Here is a 24,901-nt window from a genome sequence, read left to right as displayed (position 1 = left end):
TATCATTTACTTTAACTTTTTACGATATTGAAGAGGAGTAATTTTTTCAATTTTTTTAAATGTTCTTGAAAAAACGCTAAAGCTATTAAATCCCACGTCATTTGCAATATCCTCTATCTTTTTTTCGGAAAAAATTAATTCGTGCTTAGCTAAATTCAACTTTTCTTGATTAATAAATTTGATAAGAGAAACCTTTGTATCTTTTTTAAATAAGTGTTGTAAATATGAAAGGCTAGCTCCTAAAGACTCCGCAATTTCTTTTACAGATTTAATATTGACTAAATTTTCATAAATATATTCTTGTGCCTTATATACAAGAGGGGTAATATTATTCCTTTTTACTCGATATACACGATTTATAAAAATTTCACCAATGGCTCTAGAATATTCAAAATAGTTTGAAATAATGACGTCTTCTTCGATCTGGTTGATTATTTTATCACTTAATCCATAAGCCTCAGAAGCAGCCAGTCCACCTTTGATTGCGGCCCTTGTATATAAGGTTGTTGCTGCAATGGCTAAATCTTTTTCGTTCCTAAGTTTATTATGACCAAATTCACCAATATTTCCATTTATTACAAAATTTCGAAAATATTTGTTATAAAGCTTAATATTCCCTTTGCTTACTATATCCATTAGTTCATTTTCTACTAGGTATCCCTTATAGGATGCCTTTTTTGTACTAAGAGAATATAAATTATCGCCGATATCAAGCTTCTTTGTTTCTTTGGAAATGTTAGGCCATCGACCAAATATCATGAAATAAAGGCAGCGCATTGTTTGAATAAATTTGTCCCAACCCAATAAAGGAGCTAGTCGGTCATAATTACTGTTATTTGAAATTGTAAAATTAGCATTCCAACCAATGATGGATAAATCTTGATACTTAATCTTTCCAGTAGAACTGCGATTTTTAATTAATAGCAAACTTAAGTCGTCGTTTCGTTTATCTAATTTTTTTAGAAGTACCTCAGGAAAAACAGGTGCAAGTGGAGTAGTGAACTTTCCGATAAGTTTCCTAGAATTCGAAAAAACGTAAATATTTAAATCAGTTGCTTCACTAAAATTCTTTAATACTTTGTAGAGATTATCATTCATAAAAAGTTTCCTTTGTACTTAAAAAGTAAAATTTAAGCAGAATAAGTAAAAATTAACAACTACATTGTAGCATAATTATCAATGAAAGCGATAACAAAAAGGAGGAAGCAAATTTGAAAATCAAAAAGATTGAAATAAATCATATGACAAATCCAATTGGTTTTAGGATGGAAAATCATCTTCACATTGTTGGCTTTTTGAATGAGCCACTTAGTCAATGTGTGAAACGCAAATTGGTTATCAGAAATGGTAGAACTGTAGTTTTTGATACAGATTGGCAAATAGCTAAAAATCTTATTTTTGATTTTTCACTAAAATTAAGGCCGATAACTTATTACACTGTTGATTTGCAGTTAAAAGTTGAAAGTGAAGTAATTCATAAAACAGATAGCTTTGAGACAGGCCTAATGGATGAAAAACTACCTGCCAAATGGATTGGTTCAAATAAGTTTGGATTACATTCATTAATTCTAAGAAAAAGCTTCACGACTAGAAATCCTAAAAAGGCTAGACTTTATATTTCTGGTCTAGGACTTTATGAAGCTTACATTGATGGAGTCAAGGTGGGAGATGAATTTTTAACACCAGGTTTTACTAACTATAACTGTAAGCTTCAACTACAGACTTATGATTTGACTAAAACTATTAAAAAAGGTAGGCATACGCTATCTGTTATGTTAGGTGATGGTTGGTATCGTTCTAAATTAGGTTTAAAAGTTCATGGCGGTCAGCCTAATAATTATGGAGAAAAATTAATGGCTGCTGCTTGTTTGCGAATCACAGAAGGTGAGGATGAGCAAATAATTGCGACCGATGAAAGCTGGGAAATTTTAACTTCACCAATAAGTCATTCGGGTATTTATTATGGTGAAGATTTGGACGACAATCGCAAAGCAGAAAGTTTAGGGTTAGCCACGTTAATGAACAAGCCTACTGAGCATTTGAGTGACCGGCTTAGTTTACCAATTAAAATACACGAACATTTTCATCCCTTAAAAATAATGAGAACTCCTAAGGGATCGCTAGTTCTTGATTTTGGCCAAAACCTTGCTGGTTGGGTTATATTCAAGAACATGATTCCTAAAGGGAAAAGAATTAGCATTGAATACGGTGAAACACTACAAAATGGTGAATTCTATCGTAAGAATCTTCGCTCTGCTAGAGCTAAGTTTACTTATATTAGTGACGGAGTTAATAAACTAGTGCGGCCCCATTTTACTTATTTTGGATTTCGCTATATTAAGTTAAATGGTTTTCCAGAAGGCATTAGTCTAGATGATTTTGAAGCCGTAGCACTATATTCAAGTATGAATGAATCTGGATTCATTCGTACAGATAATTCATTAGTTAATAAGTTGTTTAACAATATTAAATGGGGCCAAAAATCTAATTTTATTGATATTCCCACGGACTGTCCTCAAAGAGATGAGCGCCTAGGCTGGACTGGAGATGCTGCAATTTTTGCAAAAACGGCTAGTTATAATATGGATACATTTGAATTTTTTAAGAAGTTTTCAAAAGATATTGCAATTGAGCAAAATCTTCAAAGTGGGAGAGTTCCATTGTATGTACCAAGGGTAGACACTGATGATGGTGGCAAGGCTGTATGGAGCGATGCAGCTACTTTGATTCCATGGATTAGTTATCAAAGAAGTATGGATTTAGCCATTTTGAGACAAAACTTCGATTCAATGATGTCTTGGGTTGATTGGATTCATGACAGAGCAAAATGTCAAGGTAATGAATATCTTTGGCTTAATGATGATCAGTTAGGCGACTGGTTGGCTTTAGATACCGAAGACATCATGAAACTAAAAGGAAAAACGCCTGATGATCTAATTGCCAGTGCCTTTTACTATTACTCCTCATTGATAGTTGGTATGGCAGCAAAAAAACTTGGCCTTAAGCACGAAAGCCTTTATTATAATCAGCTTGCAGAATTGATTAAGAAGTCTTTTATAAATCACTTTTTCACTGATGATGGATTGACAATCGCGGACACACAGACAGGAATAGCTATTTGTTTAGTCTTTAAGTTATATCCGAAAGAAGTGAAACAAAAGTTAGTTCAAAAATTAGTTGAGAAGATTGAAAAACGTAACAATCATTTAGATACTGGCTTTGTAGGAACGCCACTTTTGTTGCCTGCTTTAACAGAAAATAATCAGGAAAAACTTGCTTTAAGATTGTTTTTAAATGAGGATTATCCAAGTTGGCTTTATGAAGTAAAGCACGGAGCAACAACAATTTGGGAACGTTGGAATTCAATTGATAAAAATAATCATATTGCTGATAATGGAATGAATTCATTAAATCATTATTCTAATGGTGCGGTGATGTCTTGGGCCTATGAAAGTTTGCTAGGACTAAAACAAGAAGGTTATAACGTAATATTTAAACCTTTTATAGCACCTCAGTTTTTAAAAGTTTCCGGTCAAATTATGCTTCCTACAGGTCTAGTCAAAGTGAGTTGGAAAATAAGGGATGCAAGACATGTACAATTTCAAATTAGTGTTCCTTTTGGCAGTAAATTACAAATTAAAATTAAAAATTTAAAAACTTTAACCATGGATGGAAAAAGTTGTCCAGAAAACTTATCTTCAGGAAATTATCAACTTTTACTGACAACAAAAACTCCAATAATTGAAACTTTTGACGTTCACACGCCAATACAGGAATATAAGGATAATAAAAAGTTAACGGAAAAGTTGAAAAACTTAGTTCCATTCTGGTCTTTCCTTCAAATACCAGGTAATATGGAGCATTTTGGAAAGTACTCATTATTCCAATTAAGTCATGAAATGAAAGGAATTGGTTTCAAACCTTTCTCGAATAAAGATATAAATCGAATTAATGAATTATTTAAGAGCTTCGCATACTTAGGAGTAAAAAATGAACAACAATAAGGTAAACAATATTTGGACAAAATTAGCAATATTACTATTAAACATTTTTGTCGTCTCTTCTGGAGCTACAGCGGCTACTATTCCACTTATGATAAGATCATTTCCTCAAGTTTCATCTACTCTAGTTGAATTAACAATGACAGTTTCTTCGCTGGGAATAATTATTTTCACACCGTTAAGTAATCTTTTAGCCGATAAAATTGGAATAAAAAGAACCATAGTGTGCGGACTAACAATAATACTAATAAGTGGAATAATACCAGCCCTGATTAATAATTTTACAATTATTTTTGTTTCTAGAATTGGGATAGGTGTTGGAACTGGTCTACTTGCTTCGTACTCTCAGTCATTAATTATTGCGATGTTTGAAGGGAAAGAGCAGCAGAAATTACTTGGTTGGTCGAGTGTAGTTCAAGGCTTGGGAATGTTTCTGATGACATTTGCAGCTGGAGTACTACTCAGTAATGGTTGGCAGCAGGCCTATTGGGTCAATCTAATTGCATTACCTGTTTTGCTTTTATTTATTACTTTTATTCCACAAAACTTAAAAATTGAGCAAGCAAATAATACAAATTTGGGTCAAAATAGTAAAAAAATAGATTGGAAAATTTGGTTACTCGCTATCTTTATCTTCTTATTTAATTCTACTTTTGCATTTGTCTCCATTAAATTTGCTTCACTAATTATTGAGAAAGGATATGGAACGGCGCAAGACGCAAGCACTTTATTAGGAATTATGTCATTCGCCATGGCTGCTGGAGGATTCATTTTTATGTCACTTCCACAGATTTGCAAGAGATTTTCACTAACCATTTCAATTTTTAGTGGTTTGATTGGCTTTTTTATATTTACTATTTCAAATTCATTAATTTTAAGTGGAGTCGGTGTTGTCCTAGTTGGTATAGCGGTGTCAATGACCATGGTATCAACAATGTCAAGTGTAGGAATGTTTACTTCTCCTTCTCAAGTTCCTTTTTCAACTTCAGTGGTAATGACTGTTGCTAACATAGGGACATTGTTAGCGCCATATACTGCCCAATTTTTAGGAACGATTTTTAATAATACTAGTGCGGAATTCACTTTTATTTGTGGAACAATTATTTTTGCCATTCTACTAATCGTAGTAATTTGGATTGGCATTAATTACAAAAAGTTAACTTTTAAGAATAATAAATAATTGGAGGAAAAATGTTAAGTAAAGAAGCAAGAAAAGCAATTGATTTTTCTAGAAAGTATATTAAGCCTAAACAAAATTTGCCTTTGACCAAAAGAACTATTTTAGAAGCCAGAAAGGGAGCAGATGCTGGAAATGCATTTAAAATACCAAATAATGTTGAATTACATAAGATTAATCAAAATGGTGTAAAAGGAGAATTCTATTGTATAAAAAACAATAGCTGTAAAGATAAGATAATTATGTTTTTACATGGAGGTGCATATTCAACAGGGACTGTATATTCAAGACGAAAGTTAGCAATAAAATTGGGTAAGAAAGCAGAAATTGATGTTTTTTCAGTCGATTACACGCAATATCCTGAGGGAAAGCATCCGTCGGCTCAAAAAGATATCTTTAAAGCTTATAATTTATTATGTAAAAAATATCATCATATTTTTTTATTCGGAGAATCAGCGGGTGCGACGCTTGCATTGACGCTTACAATTGAACTGCGCGAAAAAAATAAAAAAATACCAGACAGAATATCTGTTTTTTCGCCGGTAATTAATCAACTAAATACTTCATCTTCAGAGTATCTGAGGAGCGAACGTGATCCTATGTTAGTAGGAGCAACTGATCCAATTCCTTATTTTGATGATCCAGCAAAAAGGGATGCATTAATTTCTCCGATTTATGATGACTTTCATGACTTCCCGCCACTTCTTATCAATTGTGGAAGTGAAGAAGTGAAGTATGATAGTTCTGCTATTCTAAATAATTTATGCGAAAAAGCTGGCGTTGATGTTCGTTGGCATGTGTGGCAGGACCTATTTCATGTTTTCGTATTATTCGATTGTCCTGAAACTGATTTAGCAATTTCACAAATTGCAGAATTCTTTATTGATAATTAGGAACGAATAGAATGTTTTTGAGCATTCAAATAATATCTGAACTATCAGAATAGATTACTTTAAAATGGAAGTTTAATTAGTAAATAGAAAAGCAAAACTAAATTATTAAAAGAAAAGTATGAAAGATTATTTAAGCATTGATATTGGTGGGACTATGATAAAGTATGCTCACATCGATTCCTCTGGTATCATGATTGAAAAAGGTGAAATTAAAACAAGTAAAAATAAAAAAGAGTTTCTTTGTGATATAGATAAGATTGTTCAAAGATATATTAATCAAATTAAAGGATTAGCATTTTGTGCACCTGGAAAAATTGAAGAGTCAAAAATAAGGTTTGGTGGCGCTTTGCCTTTTCTTGATGGAATTGATTTTGCTCATATATATAGCGGTGAAAGTCATTTTCCCGTGGCGATAATCAATGACGGAAAAGCTAGCGTTCTTGCAGAAAGTTGGTTGGGCAGTTTACAAAATGAAAAAAACTGTGCAGCAATCACTCTTGGAACAGGTATAGGTGGAGGAATCATTCTCAATGGCCAGCTGCTTGAAGGTGTTCACTTTCAAGCAGGAGAATTAAGTTTCATGATTTGTGACTATTTTCAAAAGAAAAATATGGACGGAGCAATGGGTTCTCTTGGTTCAGCTGTTAAATTTGTTAAAACGATTAATACTAGGATTAATTCTTCCGACCTTGATAATGGTCGTAGGGCTTTTAATGCTGTTAAAAGTCAAATACCTGAGGCTGTTAAAGTCTTTGAGTCATATTGTAAGAAGATTGCAGTTTTAGTTCTAAATATTCAAACGGTCATAGATGTTAGCAAAGTTGCTATTGGGGGTGGTATTAGCGCGCAGCCTATATTGATTGAAGGAATTAATAAAGCTTACAATCAATTAGTAAACGTTATAAATCCCCTAATTGGTCAAACTTTAACTAAGCCAACCATTGTTGCTGCAAAGTTTAAGAATGATGCTAATCTTTATGGAGCTCTTTATAATCTGCTTTTAAATATCGATAAAGAGTCAGAATATTAAGTAGTAAAAATTTTTAAAAAGCTAATTCTAAATATAAAGGTTAAATGTAACTTGTTTTCTTTAAGACTTTATTCCGATATCATTTTGGAATAAAGCCTTTTAGTATGTTCTTTAAATCTTATTTGATAGATATTTTTAAAATCGTTTTGTCAAAGCTTTATTTTGTTTGAATATTAACTATTAAAAAACCTTTAAGTTATGTCTAACTTAAAGGAGAACGTTATCTTAAATTATGTTAATCATTTAATTATAGTTTGACTTAAGTATTGTTTTAATTTCGTCCACCAAATATGCAGACAGTAAGCTGACGTGAATGACAAAATCCATGTTAATACCCATGTGCCAAAGAAAGTTAAGAATGGGTGGTATGTTGCGTGGAATTGCATATTTAGTCCGCGCCAGACCAGTTGATTCCAAAAGACATTTGATAAATAGGCACGATAGGCATAAGTAGCAAGAAAATGGAAAACTGTTAAAGCTGTTTCTGAATTTTTTCGTACTTGATATAAGCAAAGTGCAGCGATTAATGCAATAACCGCTAAGCAATAAAATGTCATTGATGGCTTATAATACGGTGCATTGGCAAAAAGAACGGGATGACCGAACTGATATAATTCAAAGTTGGTCCAAATGAAACAAGCAACAAAAGCAATTAAAATCAGCCACCAAAATTTTTGTAAAAAGTTATTAACTTGATTCCGCAATTGCCAGCAGAGGACACCAAAGACTCCGTAGATAAAAAACGAAATAAACACGCGATCAAGCAGATACCACGTTTTTTCATGCGCACCGTGAAATACCTCTGTGTCGTAAAACAAGAGCCAAGCTAAATATAAAACTAGGGTGATTAATGCTACAGCAATTCCTTTTTTTACGTTATTGCCGACAAAGCGACTGATTGCCCAGAAAAGTGGCATTAAGATGATAAATTGCAACATCATTGTGTTGTACCACAAATGTGGCGCAGCGTTACCATTAATAAAATGCCAACAAAAAGAACCAAAATTATGAAATTGATTAATCTGTTGGAGCCAAGGCATTCCTAGTAAATAAATCAAAGTCCACCAAATAGTTGGTACAAACAAGTTCGACCAACTTGAACGCAGATGCTTGCGGTAAGAAAAGTTTCCCGCTAAATCATTAGTTCTAATGGTGGTATATAAAATGCCAAAAATAAAGGCTGGAGCAGTATATTTGACTAAATTATACAGAATACCAAAAATGTCTTGTGTTCTTATAGGCTGACCACTTCCCATGATTAAGGACATGATTGGTTGAGACATCACTGCTGTACAAGCAAATACTTTTAAGTAGTCACCAATGTCAGCAATTTTATAGGTGGGATAAGGATATTTATCCATTTTAATTAAGACCTTTCTTAGAAGATTTGTGAGATCCCTAAGAAGTTCCAGTCTAATATATGCGCTTTTTGGTAAAAACGCAAGCCCATTTTTAGTAATTATATTCTAACTATTTTGTGCACCCGTTAGTACTGCAGCGATTTCGTTACTAAATAATCTTTGGTTATCAGTTAAATTTTGGTAGGGAGTATTTAGATAAATTGTTCGTTGCGGCGAATTGGGGAAAATTCTTGCACTGTCGATTAAATGAAAATTGGTAAAAAAGCTTCCCCAGGTAACTTTGGGAATAAAGCCCATGCCTAGACCTGCTGCAATCATTTCTCGCACCGTAGCTGGTTCATCAGATTGATATTTAAAATTGAGTTTTAATTCATTTTTAGCTAAAAATTGATTAATTGTTTGTTGCAATTCAGTTTCATCACTTTCGCCCACAAAAGTAAAATTCGGTAAATCTTTAACATCTAAATTATGTTTACCTTGCATAAAATTCTTTTGCCAACCAATTACTATTTCTTCTTTTAATAACGGAATTGCGGTAAAATGGTCGATTTTATTGGAAGAGATAATAAAATCAAACTGCTTTAAATCCTTAGCGAAGGTTGTTCGTTGATGAATATTTAGACTGACATTAGGCAGTAATTTTTGCATTTTAAGGGCAACAAGTGGGATGAGCGGTGAGCCAACAGTAAAAAGAACATTAATTTGGCTATTTTCTTGGTCTTTATTAGTTTGGACAGCCTTAATTCCACGGTTTAGTAAATTTAAGCTATCGGAAACATATGAATAAAAAATCTTTCCTTGTTGGTTAAGCTGAATTGTTCTTCCTTGCCGGTCAAACAATTTAACGCCTATTTCTTCTTCTAATTGCCTGATGGTTTTACTAATTGCTGATTCACTTACGTATGCCAGCTTAGCTGCTTCAGTCACTGAACCTATACTTGCAACACTAACAAAATATTTTAATCCGGTTAAATTCATTTTTTACACCAATTGATAACCTTTTAGTTAACTATTATTCCTATTATCTATTATAAATGGTTATCGATTAGGGTTAAACTGTTTTTGTGAGATCCAAAGAGGTGATAACTTGAAATACTTATGGTTATTTCCCGGTCAAGGGGGTCAAAAGGCCGGGATGCTTCAAAAGATTGACCCAACATTAAAAAGTAAGGTTGAAAGTTGCACAGGTGTGAAGCTTGTAGACAGTGAAAAGGGCTATCAAAATTCGCAACAAATTCAGCTTAGTATTTTGCTGTTGCAAGTTCAGCAAATTGATCAGCTCAAAGAAAAAGGCTGGCTACCAGATATAGTAGCGGGACATTCACTTGGAGTTTTTGCCGCCGCCTATGCTGCCGGCGTTATTAATAGAGAGGATGTTTTTAAACTTGTAAGTTTGCGAGCAAGTCTAATGCAATCATCATTTCCAATAGGCTATGGCATGGGTGTCGTTGTAGGCCTATCTCGTCAAGAAGTTGGAAACTTGGTGCAACAAGTGAAAACGGAAAAAGATCCGGTCTTTTTATCAAACCAAAATTCTGAATTGCAAAACACTTTGTCTGGCAAAATAACTGCTATTCAAGCTGTACTCAAATTAGCTAAAGAGAGCGGTGCAGCCAAGGCTAAACTTTTACAAGTTCCGAATCCTTCGCATTCACCATTGATGCAAAGCGTGGCGGATAAATTGACCAAACAGATTGGGCAGTTGGAGTTACATTCTCCTACCTGTATTTATTTAGCAAATAATAATGGACATCCGGTTAAAAGCATAGCTGAAATTAGCTATGATTTGGCCAATAATCTAACTCATCCCGTTTTTTGGGAAACAATGATCAATGTGGCTCTTGAATACAAACCTCAAGTAAGCGTGGAATTTGCTCCAGGAACTGCTTTTACTAAATTATTAAAGGCAAAAACGAATCAACTAGCTAATATAACTTTGGCAAATATGACGATTGATGACGCAGATTTTTTATTACATAAATGGAAAGGAAAAGATAATGACTGAAAGAAATTGGCACACCCATCGGGATGCTAAAAATGCACGCTTAGCAAAAGCGGCGACACTGCTCGAGGGGAAATTTGCTAAAACAGAGGATGTTGTTAAGGTCCTTGAGACACTAATTAAACCTGGAGACAAGGTTGTTTTGGAAGGCGATAATCAAAAGCAAGCTTCATTTTTGTCAGAAGCACTGACAAAAGTAGATGCGGAAAAAGTTCATGACTTACATATGATTATGTCAAGTATTTCTAGGCCAGAGCATTTAGACATTTTTGACTTAGGAATTGCTGCCAAAATGGATTTTTCTTACGCAGGTCCTCAGAGTACTCGCGTTTCGCAAATGATTTCTGATGGCACCATGGAAGTTGGCGACATTCACACATACTTGGAACTTTTTGGCCGTCTATTTATCGATTTAATTCCTAATGTTGTTTTAGTAGCCGCTGATAAAGTAGATCATGAAGGCAATTTATATACGGGCTTTAATACTGAAGAAACACCGACTATTGTCGAAGCAGCAGCTTTTCATGATGGCATTGTAATCGTTCAAGCTAACGAAATCGTTGATCAAGTACCAAGAGTTGATATTCCTGCCGGTTGGGTTGATGTGGTTATTCCCGCTGATCAGTCTTACCAGCTTGAGCCACTATTTACCCGTGACCCACAAGCAATTAGCGAACTGCAAATTTTAATGGGCATGATGGCAATTCGGGGAATATATGAAAAACACAATGTTCAAACTTTAAACCACGGTGTAGGTTTTAACACTTCCGCAATTGAACTTCTCTTACCAACTTATGGTGAGCAACTGGGCTTAAAAGGTAAAATTTGTCGTAACTGGGAACTAAATCCAACCCCAACCTTAATACCAGCAATCGAAAGCGGCTGGGTGGAATCAATTCACTCGTTTGGTGGTGAAGTAGGGATGGAAAAGTACATTATGGCGCGGCCAGATATTTTCTTTGTAGGTAATGACGGAACAATGCGGTCGAATCGTGCCCTAGGCCAAGTTGCCGGACAATATGCTTGTGATATGTTTGTTGGTTCTACTTTACAAATCGATCAATGGGGTAATTCTTCAACAGTCACAAATGGTCGTTTATCTGGTTTCGGTGGTGCGCCTAACATGGGCTCTAATCCAACCGGTCGACGTCATTCAACTCCTGCTTGGCAAAGCTTGAAGCCCGAAGATAACCCATTGGCAAAAGGGCAAAAGCTCGTTGTGCAGATGGTTGAAACCTTTGGTTCTAATAAAAAGCCCGTCTTTGTTGATCACTTAGATGCTGAAAAGGTACGTAAAGAAGCTAAATTAGCTAACGTTCCAATTATGATTTATACCGAGGATACGACCCATATCGTGACTGAAGAAGGAATCGCATATCTGTATAAAACTGATAGTATGGAACAAAGAAAAGCTGCAATTGAAGCAGTAGCAGGTGTGACACCGGTTGGTTTGCGCTCAAAGCCAAAAGAGGTCCAAAAACTGCGCGATCAAGGGATCGTTGCTTTACCAGAAGATATTGGTGTTGCCCGCCGGGATGCAAAACGTTTATTACTGGCTGCTCAAACAATGGATGATTTAGTGCAATGGTCACATGGCTTATACAATCCACCTGCCAAGTTTAGGTCATGGTCATAATAAGGAGGTTAACAAAATGGAAAAACTTAATTTTAGCTATCAAAACACTCAGCCAGTGACTAAATTTGTTCATGTTGGTGTCGTTGCCTCCGGAGATTTAGAAGTATTAATTTATCCTGATGACAAAACTACATTAGAAATTGTGACTGGTAGTGACGGTTTCAAACAGGTTTGGCAAAATGTCCTTGACCGCTTTTTTGCAAGGTATCCTTTACAAGGCAGGTTTGTTATTCATGATTTTGGAGCCACACCGGGTGTCGTTAATTTACGATTAACACAGGCAATGGAGGCATTAAATAATGAAGAATAGTTTTGTAGAATTAAATGGTCGTCAACGGGCAAATGCTTTAATTGATAAAGGCACTGGTCGAGAATTAGTTGGACCAGAATATGATATGATTTCACCACATCTTGAGCCGCAAAAAATTGTTCCGGAAAGTGATGATGGTGTTGTTCTTGTCAAAGGTAAACTAAACGGTAAAAGGGTCGTAATTATTTCTATCGAAGGAAAGTTTCAAGGTGGTGGAATTGGTGAAGTATCTGGCGCCAAAATAGTTGCAGCTTTAGAAAAAACCTTAGATGATAACAAGCAAGGTATAAAGGAATACCCAATAATTATTCTTGATACTGGTGGTGTTCGTCTGCAAGAAGCTAATTACGGGTTATTATCTATTTCTGAAATTCAAAATGCCATTATTGCCTTGAAAAAATATGTTCCCGTAATTGGACTAGTACCGGGAAGGGTAGGCAGCTTTGGCGGAATGTCAATTACTAGTGCAATTATGTCATACTTAATTACAACACCAAAAGCTAGAATTGCTTTAAATGGTCCCGAAGTTATCGAACAAGAAGCTGGTGTACGTGAATTTGATTCTAGTGATAAGGACTTAATTTGGAATACGCTTGGAACTCGTCAAAGAGTAGCTACAGGAATTGCAGATGAAGTTGACGAAGATAATATCACGACTATTAAAGAAGCTATTGATAGAGCAATCGAAGAAAAAAAGGATGCTCATCGGACTGAGCAATCTGATTTTTATCTATCTTTACTTGATCAAATTGATTTTGCTAAACCCCTTACTACAAAGCAATATTGTTCTCTTTATGCTAAAAATCAGGCTAATAAGCATGATATAAACCAAGCGGTAGCTGGGGATAAGGCAACTACCAAGTCTCGTGGCCGCTTGTGGTTTGAAAAACTAACTGGTTTACCGAATGCAAAATCAGATTATCCAACAGTTCTCCATGCGGAAAAAGATGGCAAAGAATTTATTGCGATTGTTCCTAATGAAAATAATCGCTTTCCTCGTGTACGTCACGGTGAGGTGGGGTTGCAAGAAGGATTTTTAGTCGCAAAAATCGTTAATCAAATTGTTGCTGAAGATCAAAATAAAGATGTTAAACGTCAGCTTATCTTAATCGTTGATGTTCCAAGCCAAGCTTATGGGTATAAGGAGGAATTGATAGGTATTCACATTAGTTTAGCTTCTGCGGCAGCCGCCTATGCAAAGGCTCGGCAGGCCGGTCATCCAGTTATTGCCTTTATTCCAGGGGATGCAGTTTCAGGCGGCTTTTTAGCCCACGGTTTGCAATCCAACAGAATGATTGCCTTAGCTGATGATTCAATTACCATTCAGGCAATGTCAAAAGCTTCGGCTGCTCGAATTACCCAAAGATCAATTCCAGAACTAGAAGAAGCTACGAAGCACGTTCCGGCAATGGCTTATGACATTAAAAATTATGCCAAATTGGGTGCTTTGTATAAATTAGTCCCTGATGTTTCTTCTTGGGACGCAAATGATGCGGCCGTTTCAGAAGTTGAGCAAATTATTAATGAGGCCATTACAAGTACCAAGAAGCACTCGACCGATTTACATTATAGGTATGAAAATCCGGTTGCCATTGCAAGTGGCCGGAAGGCAACTAATGAGATGCGTAAAGCTGTGTTTGACCAATGGAACGATTAACGGCAATATGGCCCAATGATTTACTGCAATTCACTAGTTTGCAAGATCTAGTTTTAACCGAGAATCCTTTACCTGGCTGGGCAAAGGATTCTTTGTCTGAGACAAAAACAGTGGTGGTTAGACGGGGCTTAATCAATGATAATCTGATTCCAGTTGGAGTAAGAGGTTACGAAAGAAGGCAAAGGTTTGCTTGCTACTTAAATCTTGCAGCCATTAAAAAGCAATATCATCCCCAGTACTTTATTCAACATAGAAGTTGGAGAAGTTTATCTGAAGATAGACAAAAACTTCCACCTTTTCAGGCATTACAAAAGATAGCCCCGCTATTAAACAATTTTCAGTGGGGAATAGGAGGCTCGTTAGGCTATGAAATGGCAACCAGTGTAAAAATGGTTAAAAACACGACGGAACATGTTAGTGACTTGGATTTGCTACTTTACCAGACTCCTACGTTAAACAGAAGTCAGGCCCAAGAACTTTTGCAAAAGCTGAATCAGTATCATGTGCACGCTGATGTACAAGTAGTCAAAGGTCAAAACGGTTTTTCATTAGAGGAATATGCTGCTAATCGTAGTAAAAAAACTTTGGTAAAAACCGCTGCGGGGCCACTTCTAGTTGTCGATCCTTGGCAATTTTTACAGGAAAATAAATGAGTATTTTTAAAACAAGCGATAACGTAGAACTTAATTTTCATCTTTATGGCACCGGTAAGCCACTGATTCTAATAACCGGTTTTGGTGGCTATCAAGAAGTTTGGTCAAAACAAATTTCTTACCTTAGAAAAATGGGTTATAGCGTTTTAACTTATGATCACCGTAATATGGGTAAAAGCCAGCGTACAGTCAAAGGACAATCACTTGAAAGACTAACTAAGGATCTAATTGAGCTATTAAGTTTTCTAAAAATAACTCGGGCCACGTTTATCGGCCATTCAATGGGCGGGAGTATTATTTATAACTTGTTAAAAATAAAACCGCAAATTATTGATATAGCAGTTATTATCGATCAAAGCCCATATATGCTAAATACGAAGTCTTGGCACTATGGCTTTATGAATTTTACTTTGGAAAATTACCAAGACTTGACCCTATTAGCTCCGCAGGTGCATGAAACGCTTCATGGCATCGATAGTTCTGTTATGACGGAATTATTACCAGCCAAAATTGCTTACCCATTTGATCGAAAAGCAAATTTGGACTTATTGCAAGAGCATGTTCAGCTAGACTGGCGGACAATAATTAAACGTAGCAGCCAGAAGATGATTATCTTTGCGGCTGAAAAGAGTCCATATTATCCTTTTCAGTTCGCAAACTGGATGGCAGAACAAAATCCTCAAATTACCGCTGCCATTGTGCCAAATTGTGGTCACGATATAATGGCAGAAATACCGTTGCAGTTTAATCAATTACTGCGTCATTTTTTATTACTTAATCATTATCTACCACAGTAAAGGAAGATAAAGATGTTTCGTCATGAAATTATTGTTACTAAGGGAACCTTACCGTTTAAGATTATTATTCATAATTCTTCAGCACTTCAAATTACTAAACACTGGCACCGTGCCCTATAAATTGATTTTACTATTCACGGTGAAGGCGATTACCTAACTTCGGGGCACAAAACGCACTTGAGTGACGGCGATTTCATAATTATTAATTCTGGTGAAGTTCATGGTGTCGAAAATATTGGTCCAGGTGATGCTCGCAGATCAATTACCATTCTTGTTCCATTTGAGTTCTTGAATGAATTGCTGCCTGAAATTAGTCATTTGTATTTTGTTTTTCAAATCACTGATCAGGAAATAATGCTGAAGGTAAAAACTGAGCTAACAAGGATTTATCAGCTTTGGACTAATCAACATGATCATGAAAATAAGATTGAAATATTAGGCCATTTTTATCTTTTAATGGCGCTTCTTCTCAAAAATTTTGTTGTACCAAAAAAGAATATTATTTGCTTTAATGATGCCAGAAAGCAGGACAAGGTCAAAGATATCATTAATTTTTTAACCGCCAATTATCGAGATAGCTTAACCTTAGGCGAAGTTGCTGATCACTTCGGTCTTTCAAAGGCTTATTTGGATCGCTTATTTAAAACCGAAGTACAAACAAGCTTGATTCATTACTTGCAGCTGATTCGTTTACAACATGCCTACGATTTACTAGTTAATACTGATTTGCCTGTTACCGTTATTGCCGACCAATGCGGTTTTGCCAATGTTCGAAGCCTGCAAAAAATATTTAAAGATGTCTATAGTGCAACACCTTCCACTTATCGGAAAAAGTTAAAAAGTCAACAATTTACCTATTTAATAAAAATAATTGCAATATTTAGTCAATATTCTTCTCTTATAATATCTTAGTAAGCGATTACATGGAAGGAGAGGAAAATGACTCAGAATATTAAGCAAAATAGTCCACTTTTAAAAGTAGGTATTTTATCAATTTCAACCTTGTTAACTGCAGCTAGTGCGGTTTCGGGCACTTTACCAATGATGACAAAGCACTTTACCAATGAAAGCGTAGCGAATGTGAAAGCATTAGTGACTATTCCTTCAATTGGGATGGTAATCTTTGTCCTTTTGTCAACGTTATTTATTAAATACTTGGGTAAAAGAAAAACCGTTTTGCTTGGCTTATTTTGCGGTTTAATTGGGGGTGTTGCGCCATTTTTTAGCACCAACTTTCACCTGATTCAAATTGCGCGTTTTGTATTAGGAGCAGGTAACGGTTTATATTCAACTTCAACGGCCAGTTTAATTGGAGATATTTGGAGTAGGGATGAGCAACGGACCTTACTTGGTTATCAGTCAGCAATTCAAACATTTGGTCAAAGCTTGGCAGTTTTTGTTGCTGGTTTACTACTTGAAATTAATTTGCAAGCAGCTTATTTAGTTTACCTGCTGTTTATCCCAATCATTTTGTTATTTGCTTTAGGCTATAGCAAAGAGACTGAAGCACAAATTAAATCTCGGCAAAAAGAAGAACTAGTTAAAGCTAAATCCGAAAAGAAAACTACTAATGTGCCGATCTTAGCGTTAGTAGCAATATTAATGTCATTTGTATATTTCAATGCAATTATGCCACAACAAACCGATACTCCGCTTGTAATTCAACAACTAAATTTAGCACACCAAGAGTTTTTCTCAACTGCTTTAGCGTTAGCAGGACTTGCTGGCGCAGTTTTTACAGCTTTTTATGGCAAAATTTACCGGTTACTGGGACATTACACACCAGTATTTACGATGTTGTTAGGGGTTATTGGCTATTGGGGCGTGCTTCATTCGCCTAATATGCTGGTATTCACGATATCCATGATGGTAATTTCTGCCACGAATATTATTTTTCCGTATATTTATGGTGCGGTAATGGAAGATGTGCCAGCAACTTCCAAGGATTTCTTCTTATCTTGGGCAAAAGTATTTAACAATGGTGGAGCTTTTATTTCACCATACACGATGGCACTTACAGCATCCATTTTACATTAGTCGGGACCAATGAACATCATCAGAATTGCAATGTGGTATTTAGTATTTGTCGGAATTGTTTTTGTGATTTTGGCAATTATTAGAAACAATAGGTTAAGAAAAACAACAAAATAGGAGTTATGAGCATGAAATTAAATGTAGTGTATCAAGAAGAAGTTACTGACAATGGTTATTTCGTAACCAGCGCCAAGATTACGCCAAGTCAAATAACCAAAGATTTACAAAAACGAATTTCTTTTACAATAGAAGGTAAAGAATTACAAATAACTAAGATTGAGAAAGAGCAAAATCAGTTAATCTATTATTTTAAATTGACCAAGGAATTGTTAGCCTTAAGTTTTGATCCCGCTAAGTTTATTAATCAGTTAGCTTTGCCACAAATAATGCTTCACGTTAACGGCATGCAACCTAAAATTGAAGTTGCCTTTCAACCAGATCCATTTTTAGCAGATTTTAAGCAAAAAATTATTCAAACGGATACAATTCAATTAAGCTATTCAATTTATGCTTCTGGCACCAATCGGAAAAAGCGGCCGTTAGTATTGTTTTTACATGGTTCTGGCGAGCGTGGTTTTAACAATGGCATGCCGCTACTGGCCAATGATGTGCCAAAAACCTTGCATGACTATGCTAAAACTAAAGAAGATGCTGTTATTTTAGTTCCGCAAGCTACTTGGGCACCAACTCTAAATGGGTGGTTTAGAAAAGATTTTCGCAAAGCACTGTTTATTTTACTTAGACAAATAGAATCTGAGTACAACATTGACACGAAGCGCATTTATTTAACTGGCTTATCAAATGGTGCTTCGACAACTTGGTATATGGGCGTCCATCATGCAGATCTTTTTACAGCTCTAGTGCCTTGTTCCGGTTATGTTTATGATGATGGCAAAAAAGGCTATGGTGATCAAGGAAAAGGACGGTATATGCTTGCAAGCCCTGAAGAAGGTAAGACTTTGGCACAATTACCAATTTGGGCCTTTCATGCCGAAGATGATCCAACTGTTGGGGTACTCGGAACTAAGAAAGCTGAAGAAGCCATTCACCAAGCAGGGGGCAAGCAGCTGAAGGTCACTATTTATCCTAAGAACACTGTTAAGCCTAATCCGCATGCAAGCTGGGCGAGAGCTTTTAATACCCCAGAGTTATTACCGTGGCTTTTTAAGCAACACAAATAAAAGCTATTCTTTCTTATATTCCTTATTTAAAATGTTCAATAATGAATTGGCTATCTTTTTTACTTTGCTCGAAGTTTTCTTATTAATTGTTATAGCAACATCAAGATTAATTAATTTAGAGGGAATAGGAATAATATTGTATTGTTTATTTGTATTATTCAAATATTCCAAAACGTCGTTTAAAGTTACACTTATACCCCACCCCTCTATTGATAGTTGTGCAGCCCCAATAAAATCATTTACTTTAATAGCTTTTTTAAGTTTAATATCGGCATCTTCAAAAAGATGATCAACAATTTTTTGAAAAGCAGAATTGTTAGTTAAAGAAACTTCATTACTATAATTTAATTTATTCAAGACTTTTTGCGAAAATAATAGTTCATATTTGTTTTTATCAAACAAGGGGTGATTGAAGGTGACTATAATACATGCCCTTGACCGATATACATAATTTGAGAGTAGTTGAGAGTTATGAAACTGTGCACCCCAAAAAATATCTATGCTTCCATTTTCTAATAATTTTAATGAATCATTGGATGTGAAGATACGATAAATCTCAAATTGGGTGTACGGATGACTTTGTTGTAAGAGCTGAATTATTTTTGAGGTTTTTCTAGAAATCCAAATAGGTGTTATAGCAATTTTTATTGTCGACTCACTCTTAGTAGAATATTGATTAATTCTTTGACTCATATATTTTCGATCATTAAGTATTTTTTCTAAACCTAAAACTAATTCTTTTCCGGCCGGGGTTAATGAAATAGGTGTTTTTCTACGATTTACCAGACAAACGTTATATTTTACTTCAGTTTTTGTAATTAACTGGCTTATATATGGCTGGCTCAGGTATAGACGATTGGCCAAATCGGTAATTGTTTTTACTTCTTCTACCGTTACTAAAACTTTATGTAAAAGTTTTTCATCCATAAATATTTATTACCTTTTTACAATAATCTAAAATCAAAAAAATAATTTTACAAATGGTTTATTAATTCTTATATTAGCATTGTAAGCGATATTTATAAAATTTAAGTTAAACAAAATAATAAAAATAATAGGAGAAAGATTATATGCTTGGAAAATTTAATTGTTATGATGTAGTGATTGTTGGCTCTGGATTATCAGGTCAGGCCGCAGCTGCAGAAGCTGCTGGTAAAAATTTAAAAACTTTGGTAGTAGAAAAAGGTAGAACAACCGGAGGATCAGGAAATTATGTAGAAGGAATTTTTGCAGTTAATAGTAAAATGCAAATTAAACAAGGAATTAATATTTCTGGTGAAAAAATTTTACATGATGAATTAGAGTTTTCACATTATGAAGCTGATACCAATATTTGGAAAAATTATATTAATGAATCTGCTTTTAATATAGATTGGTTACAGCGCATAGGAGTGAAGTTCAAAGGAGTTGCTACCCTAGGAGCAGGAGTAAATACGTGGCATTTATTTGATGGTCTTGGTAAAAAGGCAATTCACGATGGATTACAACCTTTTTCTCAAAGAAATGGTGTCGAATTTATTACCTCTGCTTCAGCAATTTCAATTAACAGGGACAAAAATAATGAAATTATTAGTATAACTATAGAAGATTTTGAAACGAAAAAAAGACAAATCATAACTACTAAGGCCATAATTTTAGCCACAGGAGGCTACTTAAATAATAGGGAAATGCTGAACAAGTATTTTAATTCAAATTCAAGCAGAATAATTCCAATGAACTGCGGAAAAAATAATGGAGATGGTCTTAGACTCGCTTGGAAAGTTGGAGCAAAAAAGTTTGGCTTAGGTATGGCGATGATGTATGGAGGTCAAATTAAGGAAGAGAGTATTCCATCGTTTAAATTTTGGAAGACAGATATTGGTATTGCAACTTGCGAGATGGCACCATTATGGGTAAATGAAATTGGTGATCGCTTTGTTGATGAAAGTGTTTTTAGAATATGGGCACATGCAGGTAATGCAATAATTAGACAAGAAAAGGTTTATGCAGTTTTTGATCAGTCAACAATTGATAATTTTACTTTTAATGTTTTACCTAGAAGTCTAAAACCATTGTCTGAAAGAACTAGGCTAAATAAATTAAAAGATATGATCGAGCAAGCAGAAAATAAAAAATTATCTTTCATAACTACAAGTTCAACATTAAAGAAATTAGCTAAGAAACTTGATATGCCTAATTTAGAAGATACAGTAAATAGATATAACAAACAAGTAAAACTCGGAAAAGATGAAGATTTTGAAAAACCCAATCAGTATCTATTTCCTATCAAAAAAGCACCATTTTATGCTTTCGAATTAGGAGTTGGTTCCTATTGCACAATGGGCGGGTTAAGAGTTAATCATAGAAATGAAGTTTTGGATCCGGTAGGCCACAAAATTTCTAGGTTATACGCTATCGGCTCTGATGCTTCAGCCGCATTAGTTGGTGATACATATGGTGTTAATGTGCCTGGCTCTGAAGCCGGATATTGTATTTATTCAGGACGAAATGCTGTTGATGAAGCCGCTAAGTTAATATAATTGCCTTTTAACATGATTATCGGACCAAAAGGTCTTGCTGAATAATTCAAAGGAGTTGATTAAAGATTTGAGTTAACTGTTATACTTACTACCAAATCTTATCAAAGTTTTCTTACTGAAAGTGATTCAGCTTCTGTCTCTCATGGAGATTAAGTTGTCCACAATCAGTAAAACATAATTAATTTGCTTAAAATCTTTTCTTAAAACTGATTTCAAACTTGCTGAAGTCAGTTTTTTGGTTAGTAAGATATTCCCAAAAGACAATGAATAATTTTTTGAAATCTTGCCAAGACACAAATAAAATCTAATTTTTCTAAAAAGAAATTTTTTTAAGTTATAATTCTAAATGGAAATTTCATCAGACATTGTTTCAAGATGAATCCATGTTAAATTTAAGTTTTGATAGTTATTTGGTTTTTGACTAAATTTTTTCTTGAAGGGTTAGTATGAAAAATTATTTAAGTATTGATATTGGCGGTACTGAAATCAAGTACGCACAAATTGATGTATCTGGTCATATAATTGAAAAAGGTAAAGTGAGCACGCCAGATGGCAAAGACAAGTTTCTGGCACAAATTGATCAAATCGTTCAAAAATATTCCGGTTCAATTAAAGGCTTATCTTTTTGTGCACCAGGTAAAATTGACAAAACGAAAATTAGGTTTGGTGGTGCTATTCCTTTTTTGGATGGAATAGATTTTGGTCAAATTTATGAAGCAGAAGATTTTCCTGTTGCCGTAATTAATGATGGTAGAGCAAGCATTTTAGCAGAAAATTGGTTAGGAAACTTAAAAGATGAAAAAAACTGTGCTGCGATTACTTTGGGTACCGGAGTAGGCAACGGTATTATAGTTGACGGTCACCTTCTTCATGGTACGCATAATCAAGCTGGAGAAATGAGCTTTATGATTGCTAATATTTCTAATACTAAGGATATGCAGGGTAGTATCGGCAAGTTATGCTCGGCCGTTCGCTTTGTTGGCCAGGTAAATGAACAATTAAATTATGATGATGTAAGCGATGGTGTACAAGCTTTTGAGGCAATTAAAAACCATGTTCCTGAGGCAGTTGCTATTTTTGAACAGTATTGTTTGCAAATTGCTACTTTAATTCTTAACATGCAAACTGTGGTTGACGTTAATAAAATTGCCATTGGTGGTGGAATTAGTGCCCAATCATGCTTGATTGATGGAATTAAGCAAGCTTATGATCAACTAGTTAATGATGATAATTCGATTATCGGTCAAACTTTAACTAAACCGGAAATTGTTGCTGCTAAGTTTAGAAATGATTCTAATTTGTACGGCTCGCTATATAATTTACTGTTACAAACAGATCACGAAACTGTTTAAATTACAAAATTCAGAAGAGCTCCTTCTACTCAAAAGAAGGCAGCTTTTTTTATCAAAAGCAATAATTGCAAAAAAAGTAAATTTTAGTAAGTTGGTTTTAACTGAAAAAATAAAGAGCCATTAAGTTTAAAATTCTTTCTGGTAATGTGATTTTAACGTTGAAATATATTGTAACTACTTTTTTTAAAATAAAATTATTCTCTTTTGTTTTGTTGCCCCACATTTGCGTATTTAATATGTTAGAATAATTTAAGTTAATAGAGGAGGTTGTCATGACTCAAGTTAAATATCAACGTGTCGTTTTGAAAATTTCTGGAGAAGCATTGGCCGGTAACAACGGAACAGGGATAGATCCGACAGTTATTAGTCATTTAGCTGAAGAAATCAAATCAGTGCACGATTTAGGAGTTCAAATTGGAATCGTCTGCGGTGGCGGTAATATGTGGCGTGGTGAGACTGGTGAAAAACTTGGTATGGAACGCTCACAAGCAGATTATATGGGCATGCTAGCAACTATCATGAATGGTTTAGCTCTTCAGGATGGTCTGGAACATGTCGGTGTCGCAACTAGATTGCAAACCTCAATCGAAATGAGACAAATTGCTGAACCATATATAAGAAGAAAAGCAATTCGTCATTTAGAAAAAGGACGCGTTGTTATCATGGGCGGAGGTACTGGTAATCCTTACTTCTCTACTGATACTACTGCAGCTTTACGCGCAGCGGAAATTAATGCCGATGTTATTTTGATGGCTAAAAATGGTGTTGACGGGGTTTACTCCGCCGATCCAAAATTAGACCCAACGGCAAAGAAGTTTAGCGAACTGACTCAACTAGACGTTATTTCAAAAGATTTAAAAGTTATGGATCGGACCGCTAGCTCGCTTTCAATGGATACCAATATTCCGCTAATTGTATTTAACGTAAATACTGAAGGTAACATTAAGAAAGTTGTCATGGGCGAGCATATTGGAACAGTAATTGAAGGAGGCAAATAAATGAATAACGAAACAATCAAAAAAGCAAAACAAAACATGGACAAATCAATCACTGTTTTTGAGAAAAACTTGGGTACTATCCGTGCAGGTGTTGCTAATGCCGCATTGCTAGATGGAGTTAAAGTTGATTATTATGGTGCACCAACACCTTTAACCCAGATGTCTAGTGTCACTATTCCTGAACCACGTGTTTTATTAATTACGCCATATGATCAAAACAGTGTGGATGATATTGAACATGCTTTACTAGCATCCAATTTAGGATTAACTCCAGCAAACGATGGTAAAGTTATCAGATTGGTAATTCCTCAATTGACTGGTGAAAGAAGACAAGAGATTGCTAAAGAAGTCAATAAAATGGCTGAAGAGGGTAAAATTGCGATTAGAAATGTCCGCCGTGATGCTATGAATACCCTTAAAAAGCAACAAAAAGACGATGAAATTACCGAAGACGAACAACGTAATTTAGAAAAAGAAGTTCAAAAGGTAACTGATCAAGCAACCAAGAAAATTGATGAACTGGCTGAGCAAAAACGTAAAGAAATTACTCAAGGCTAACATATGGCAGTAAAAAAGAATCAATTAAATCATCTTGCCATTATCATGGATGGTAATGGCCGCTGGGCTACTAAGCAGAGTAAGCCTCGTGTAGCAGGTCATTATGAAGGTATGAACAATGTTGAACGGATTACTTTAGCAGCAGATGAATTGGGAATTAAAGTTTTATCACTTTATGCTTTTTCGACAGAAAACTGGGCTCGTCCCAAAGAAGAAGTCGCATACTTAATGAATCTGCCAGTCCGTTTTTTTGACAAGTTTATGCCCACCTTGATGGAGCATAACGTTAAGGTCAATATCATGGGCTTTTTGGACAAATTACCACGTAAAACTTATGATGTTGTTCAACGTGCAATGGCTGAAACGGCAGATAATACTGGACTAATTTTGAACTTTGCTTTTAATTACGGATCAAGAAGTGAAATCACTTCAGCTATTAAAGAGATTGGAACGCTAATTGAAACAGGAGCGATTAATAGTGATCAGATTGATGAAGAAATGATTTCTCAACGTTTGATGACTGCTAGTTTTGGAGAATTTAGTGATCCAGACTTATTAATACGAACTTCTGGTGAACAGCGTATTTCCAACTTTATGTTATGGCAGCTGGCTTATTCTGAACTTGCATTTAGTCAGAAGAATTGGCCTGATTTTACTAAAGAAGATTTAAAAAAAATTGTCATTGATTTTCAGAACCGTCATCGCCGTTTTGGCAAACTAGATGAATCGGATAGTTAGGTAA

General features: G+C 35.0%; 22 protein-coding genes. 18 read left to right on the top strand and 4 right to left on the bottom strand.

The window, feature by feature from the left end; translation table 11 throughout:
- Positions 1-6 precede the first annotated feature (6 nt).
- Positions 7-1,098: a helix-turn-helix domain-containing protein gene (locus tag J3U73_RS03215; RefSeq protein ID WP_267409539.1), complete on the bottom strand. Its 1,092-nt coding sequence runs from the start codon at positions 1,096-1,098 to the stop codon at positions 7-9.
- A gap of 113 nt (positions 1,099-1,211) precedes the next feature.
- Between J3U73_RS03215 and J3U73_RS03210 the strand changes: the two genes are divergently transcribed.
- From J3U73_RS03210 to J3U73_RS03195, 4 genes are all read left to right on the top strand, one after another.
- Positions 1,212-4,004, top strand: coding sequence for a family 78 glycoside hydrolase catalytic domain (locus J3U73_RS03210; protein WP_267409538.1), 2,793 nt, complete (start codon positions 1,212-1,214; stop codon positions 4,002-4,004).
- Positions 3,991-5,181, top strand: a complete 1,191-nt coding sequence (locus tag J3U73_RS03205) for an MFS transporter (RefSeq protein WP_267409537.1) — start codon at positions 3,991-3,993, stop codon at positions 5,179-5,181. Before J3U73_RS03210 ends, J3U73_RS03205 begins: the two co-directional genes overlap by 14 nt.
- Before the next feature lie 11 nt (positions 5,182-5,192).
- Positions 5,193-6,071, top strand: coding sequence for an alpha/beta hydrolase (locus J3U73_RS03200; protein WP_267409536.1), 879 nt, complete (start codon positions 5,193-5,195; stop codon positions 6,069-6,071).
- 118 nt (positions 6,072-6,189) lie between these two features.
- A complete protein-coding gene (locus J3U73_RS03195) occupies positions 6,190-7,101 on the top strand; it encodes an ROK family protein (protein WP_267409535.1) in 912 nt (303 codons plus the stop codon).
- Positions 7,102-7,340: 239 nt separating this feature from the next.
- On the opposite strand, the gene J3U73_RS03190 is transcribed toward J3U73_RS03195, so the two are convergent.
- Positions 7,341-8,462: an acyltransferase family protein gene (locus tag J3U73_RS03190; protein WP_267409534.1), complete on the bottom strand. Its 1,122-nt coding sequence runs from the start codon at positions 8,460-8,462 to the stop codon at positions 7,341-7,343.
- Positions 8,463-8,567: 105 nt separating this feature from the next.
- On the bottom strand, positions 8,568-9,440 hold the full coding sequence (locus tag J3U73_RS03185; RefSeq protein WP_220268084.1) for a LysR family transcriptional regulator: 873 nt from the start codon (positions 9,438-9,440) through the stop codon (positions 8,568-8,570).
- Between the two features lie 157 nt (positions 9,441-9,597).
- Between J3U73_RS03185 and J3U73_RS03180 the strand changes: the two genes are divergently transcribed.
- From J3U73_RS03180 to J3U73_RS03140, 9 genes are all read left to right on the top strand, one after another.
- A complete protein-coding gene (locus tag J3U73_RS03180) occupies positions 9,598-10,467 on the top strand; it encodes an ACP S-malonyltransferase (RefSeq protein ID WP_267409533.1) in 870 nt (289 codons plus the stop codon).
- The gene (mdcA, locus tag J3U73_RS03175; protein ID WP_267409532.1) at positions 10,460-12,100 is read left to right on the top strand and encodes a malonate decarboxylase subunit alpha; all 1,641 of its coding nucleotides are present in this window, start codon (positions 10,460-10,462) and stop codon (positions 12,098-12,100) included. Before J3U73_RS03180 ends, mdcA begins: the two co-directional genes overlap by 8 nt.
- Before the next feature lie 16 nt (positions 12,101-12,116).
- A complete protein-coding gene (mdcC, locus tag J3U73_RS03170; protein ID WP_220268081.1) occupies positions 12,117-12,410 on the top strand; it encodes a malonate decarboxylase acyl carrier protein in 294 nt (97 codons plus the stop codon).
- Positions 12,400-14,067 carry a biotin-independent malonate decarboxylase subunit beta gene (mdcD, locus tag J3U73_RS03165; RefSeq protein WP_267409531.1) on the top strand — a complete coding sequence of 556 codons (1,668 nt, stop codon included), beginning with the start codon at positions 12,400-12,402 and terminating at the stop codon, positions 14,065-14,067. The genes mdcC and mdcD overlap by 11 nt, the downstream gene beginning before the upstream one ends.
- Positions 14,055-14,720, top strand: coding sequence for a malonate decarboxylase holo-ACP synthase (locus J3U73_RS03160; protein ID WP_267409530.1), 666 nt, complete (start codon positions 14,055-14,057; stop codon positions 14,718-14,720). Before mdcD ends, J3U73_RS03160 begins: the two co-directional genes overlap by 13 nt.
- Entirely contained in the window at positions 14,717-15,517 is an 801-nt protein-coding gene (locus J3U73_RS03155) for an alpha/beta fold hydrolase (protein WP_267409529.1), read from the top strand. The genes J3U73_RS03160 and J3U73_RS03155 overlap by 4 nt, the downstream gene beginning before the upstream one ends.
- Positions 15,518-15,637: 120 nt before the next feature.
- Positions 15,638-16,429: an AraC family transcriptional regulator gene (locus J3U73_RS03150; protein ID WP_323848368.1), complete on the top strand. Its 792-nt coding sequence runs from the start codon at positions 15,638-15,640 to the stop codon at positions 16,427-16,429.
- A gap of 27 nt (positions 16,430-16,456) precedes the next feature.
- Positions 16,457-17,554, top strand: a complete 1,098-nt coding sequence (locus J3U73_RS03145; RefSeq protein ID WP_267409526.1) for an MFS transporter — start codon at positions 16,457-16,459, stop codon at positions 17,552-17,554.
- Positions 17,555-17,679: 125 nt separating this feature from the next.
- Positions 17,680-18,732, top strand: a complete 1,053-nt coding sequence (locus tag J3U73_RS03140; RefSeq protein WP_267409525.1) for a PHB depolymerase family esterase — start codon at positions 17,680-17,682, stop codon at positions 18,730-18,732.
- Positions 18,733-18,735: 3 nt separating this feature from the next.
- On the opposite strand, the gene J3U73_RS03135 is transcribed toward J3U73_RS03140, so the two are convergent.
- Positions 18,736-19,659 carry a LysR family transcriptional regulator gene (locus J3U73_RS03135; RefSeq protein WP_267409523.1) on the bottom strand — a complete coding sequence of 308 codons (924 nt, stop codon included), beginning with the start codon at positions 19,657-19,659 and terminating at the stop codon, positions 18,736-18,738.
- Between the two features lie 143 nt (positions 19,660-19,802).
- On the opposite strand from J3U73_RS03135, the gene J3U73_RS03130 reads away from it, so the two are divergent.
- The 5 genes from J3U73_RS03130 (at position 19,803) to J3U73_RS03110 (ending at position 24,897) form a co-directional block, all read left to right on the top strand.
- On the top strand, positions 19,803-21,251 hold the full coding sequence (locus J3U73_RS03130; protein WP_267409521.1) for an FAD-binding protein: 1,449 nt from the start codon (positions 19,803-19,805) through the stop codon (positions 21,249-21,251).
- Positions 21,252-21,697: 446 nt separating this feature from the next.
- Positions 21,698-22,603 (top strand): ROK family protein, encoded by a 906-nt coding sequence (locus J3U73_RS03125; protein WP_267409520.1) that lies wholly within the window; start codon positions 21,698-21,700, stop codon positions 22,601-22,603.
- A 272-nt stretch (positions 22,604-22,875) separates the two neighbouring features.
- Positions 22,876-23,601 carry a UMP kinase gene (pyrH, locus tag J3U73_RS03120; RefSeq protein WP_220268071.1) on the top strand — a complete coding sequence of 242 codons (726 nt, stop codon included), beginning with the start codon at positions 22,876-22,878 and terminating at the stop codon, positions 23,599-23,601.
- The gene (gene frr, locus J3U73_RS03115) at positions 23,602-24,159 is read left to right on the top strand and encodes a ribosome recycling factor (protein ID WP_220219776.1); all 558 of its coding nucleotides are present in this window, start codon (positions 23,602-23,604) and stop codon (positions 24,157-24,159) included.
- 3 nt (positions 24,160-24,162) lie between these two features.
- Positions 24,163-24,897, top strand: coding sequence for an isoprenyl transferase (locus J3U73_RS03110; protein ID WP_267409519.1), 735 nt, complete (start codon positions 24,163-24,165; stop codon positions 24,895-24,897).
- Positions 24,898-24,901 lie beyond the last annotated feature (4 nt).

It is taken from the genome of Lactobacillus sp. B4005 (assembly GCF_026536045.1).
Classification (GTDB): domain Bacteria; phylum Bacillota; class Bacilli; order Lactobacillales; family Lactobacillaceae; genus Lactobacillus; species Lactobacillus panisapium.
This window is presented reverse-complemented; position numbering and strand designations above follow the sequence as displayed.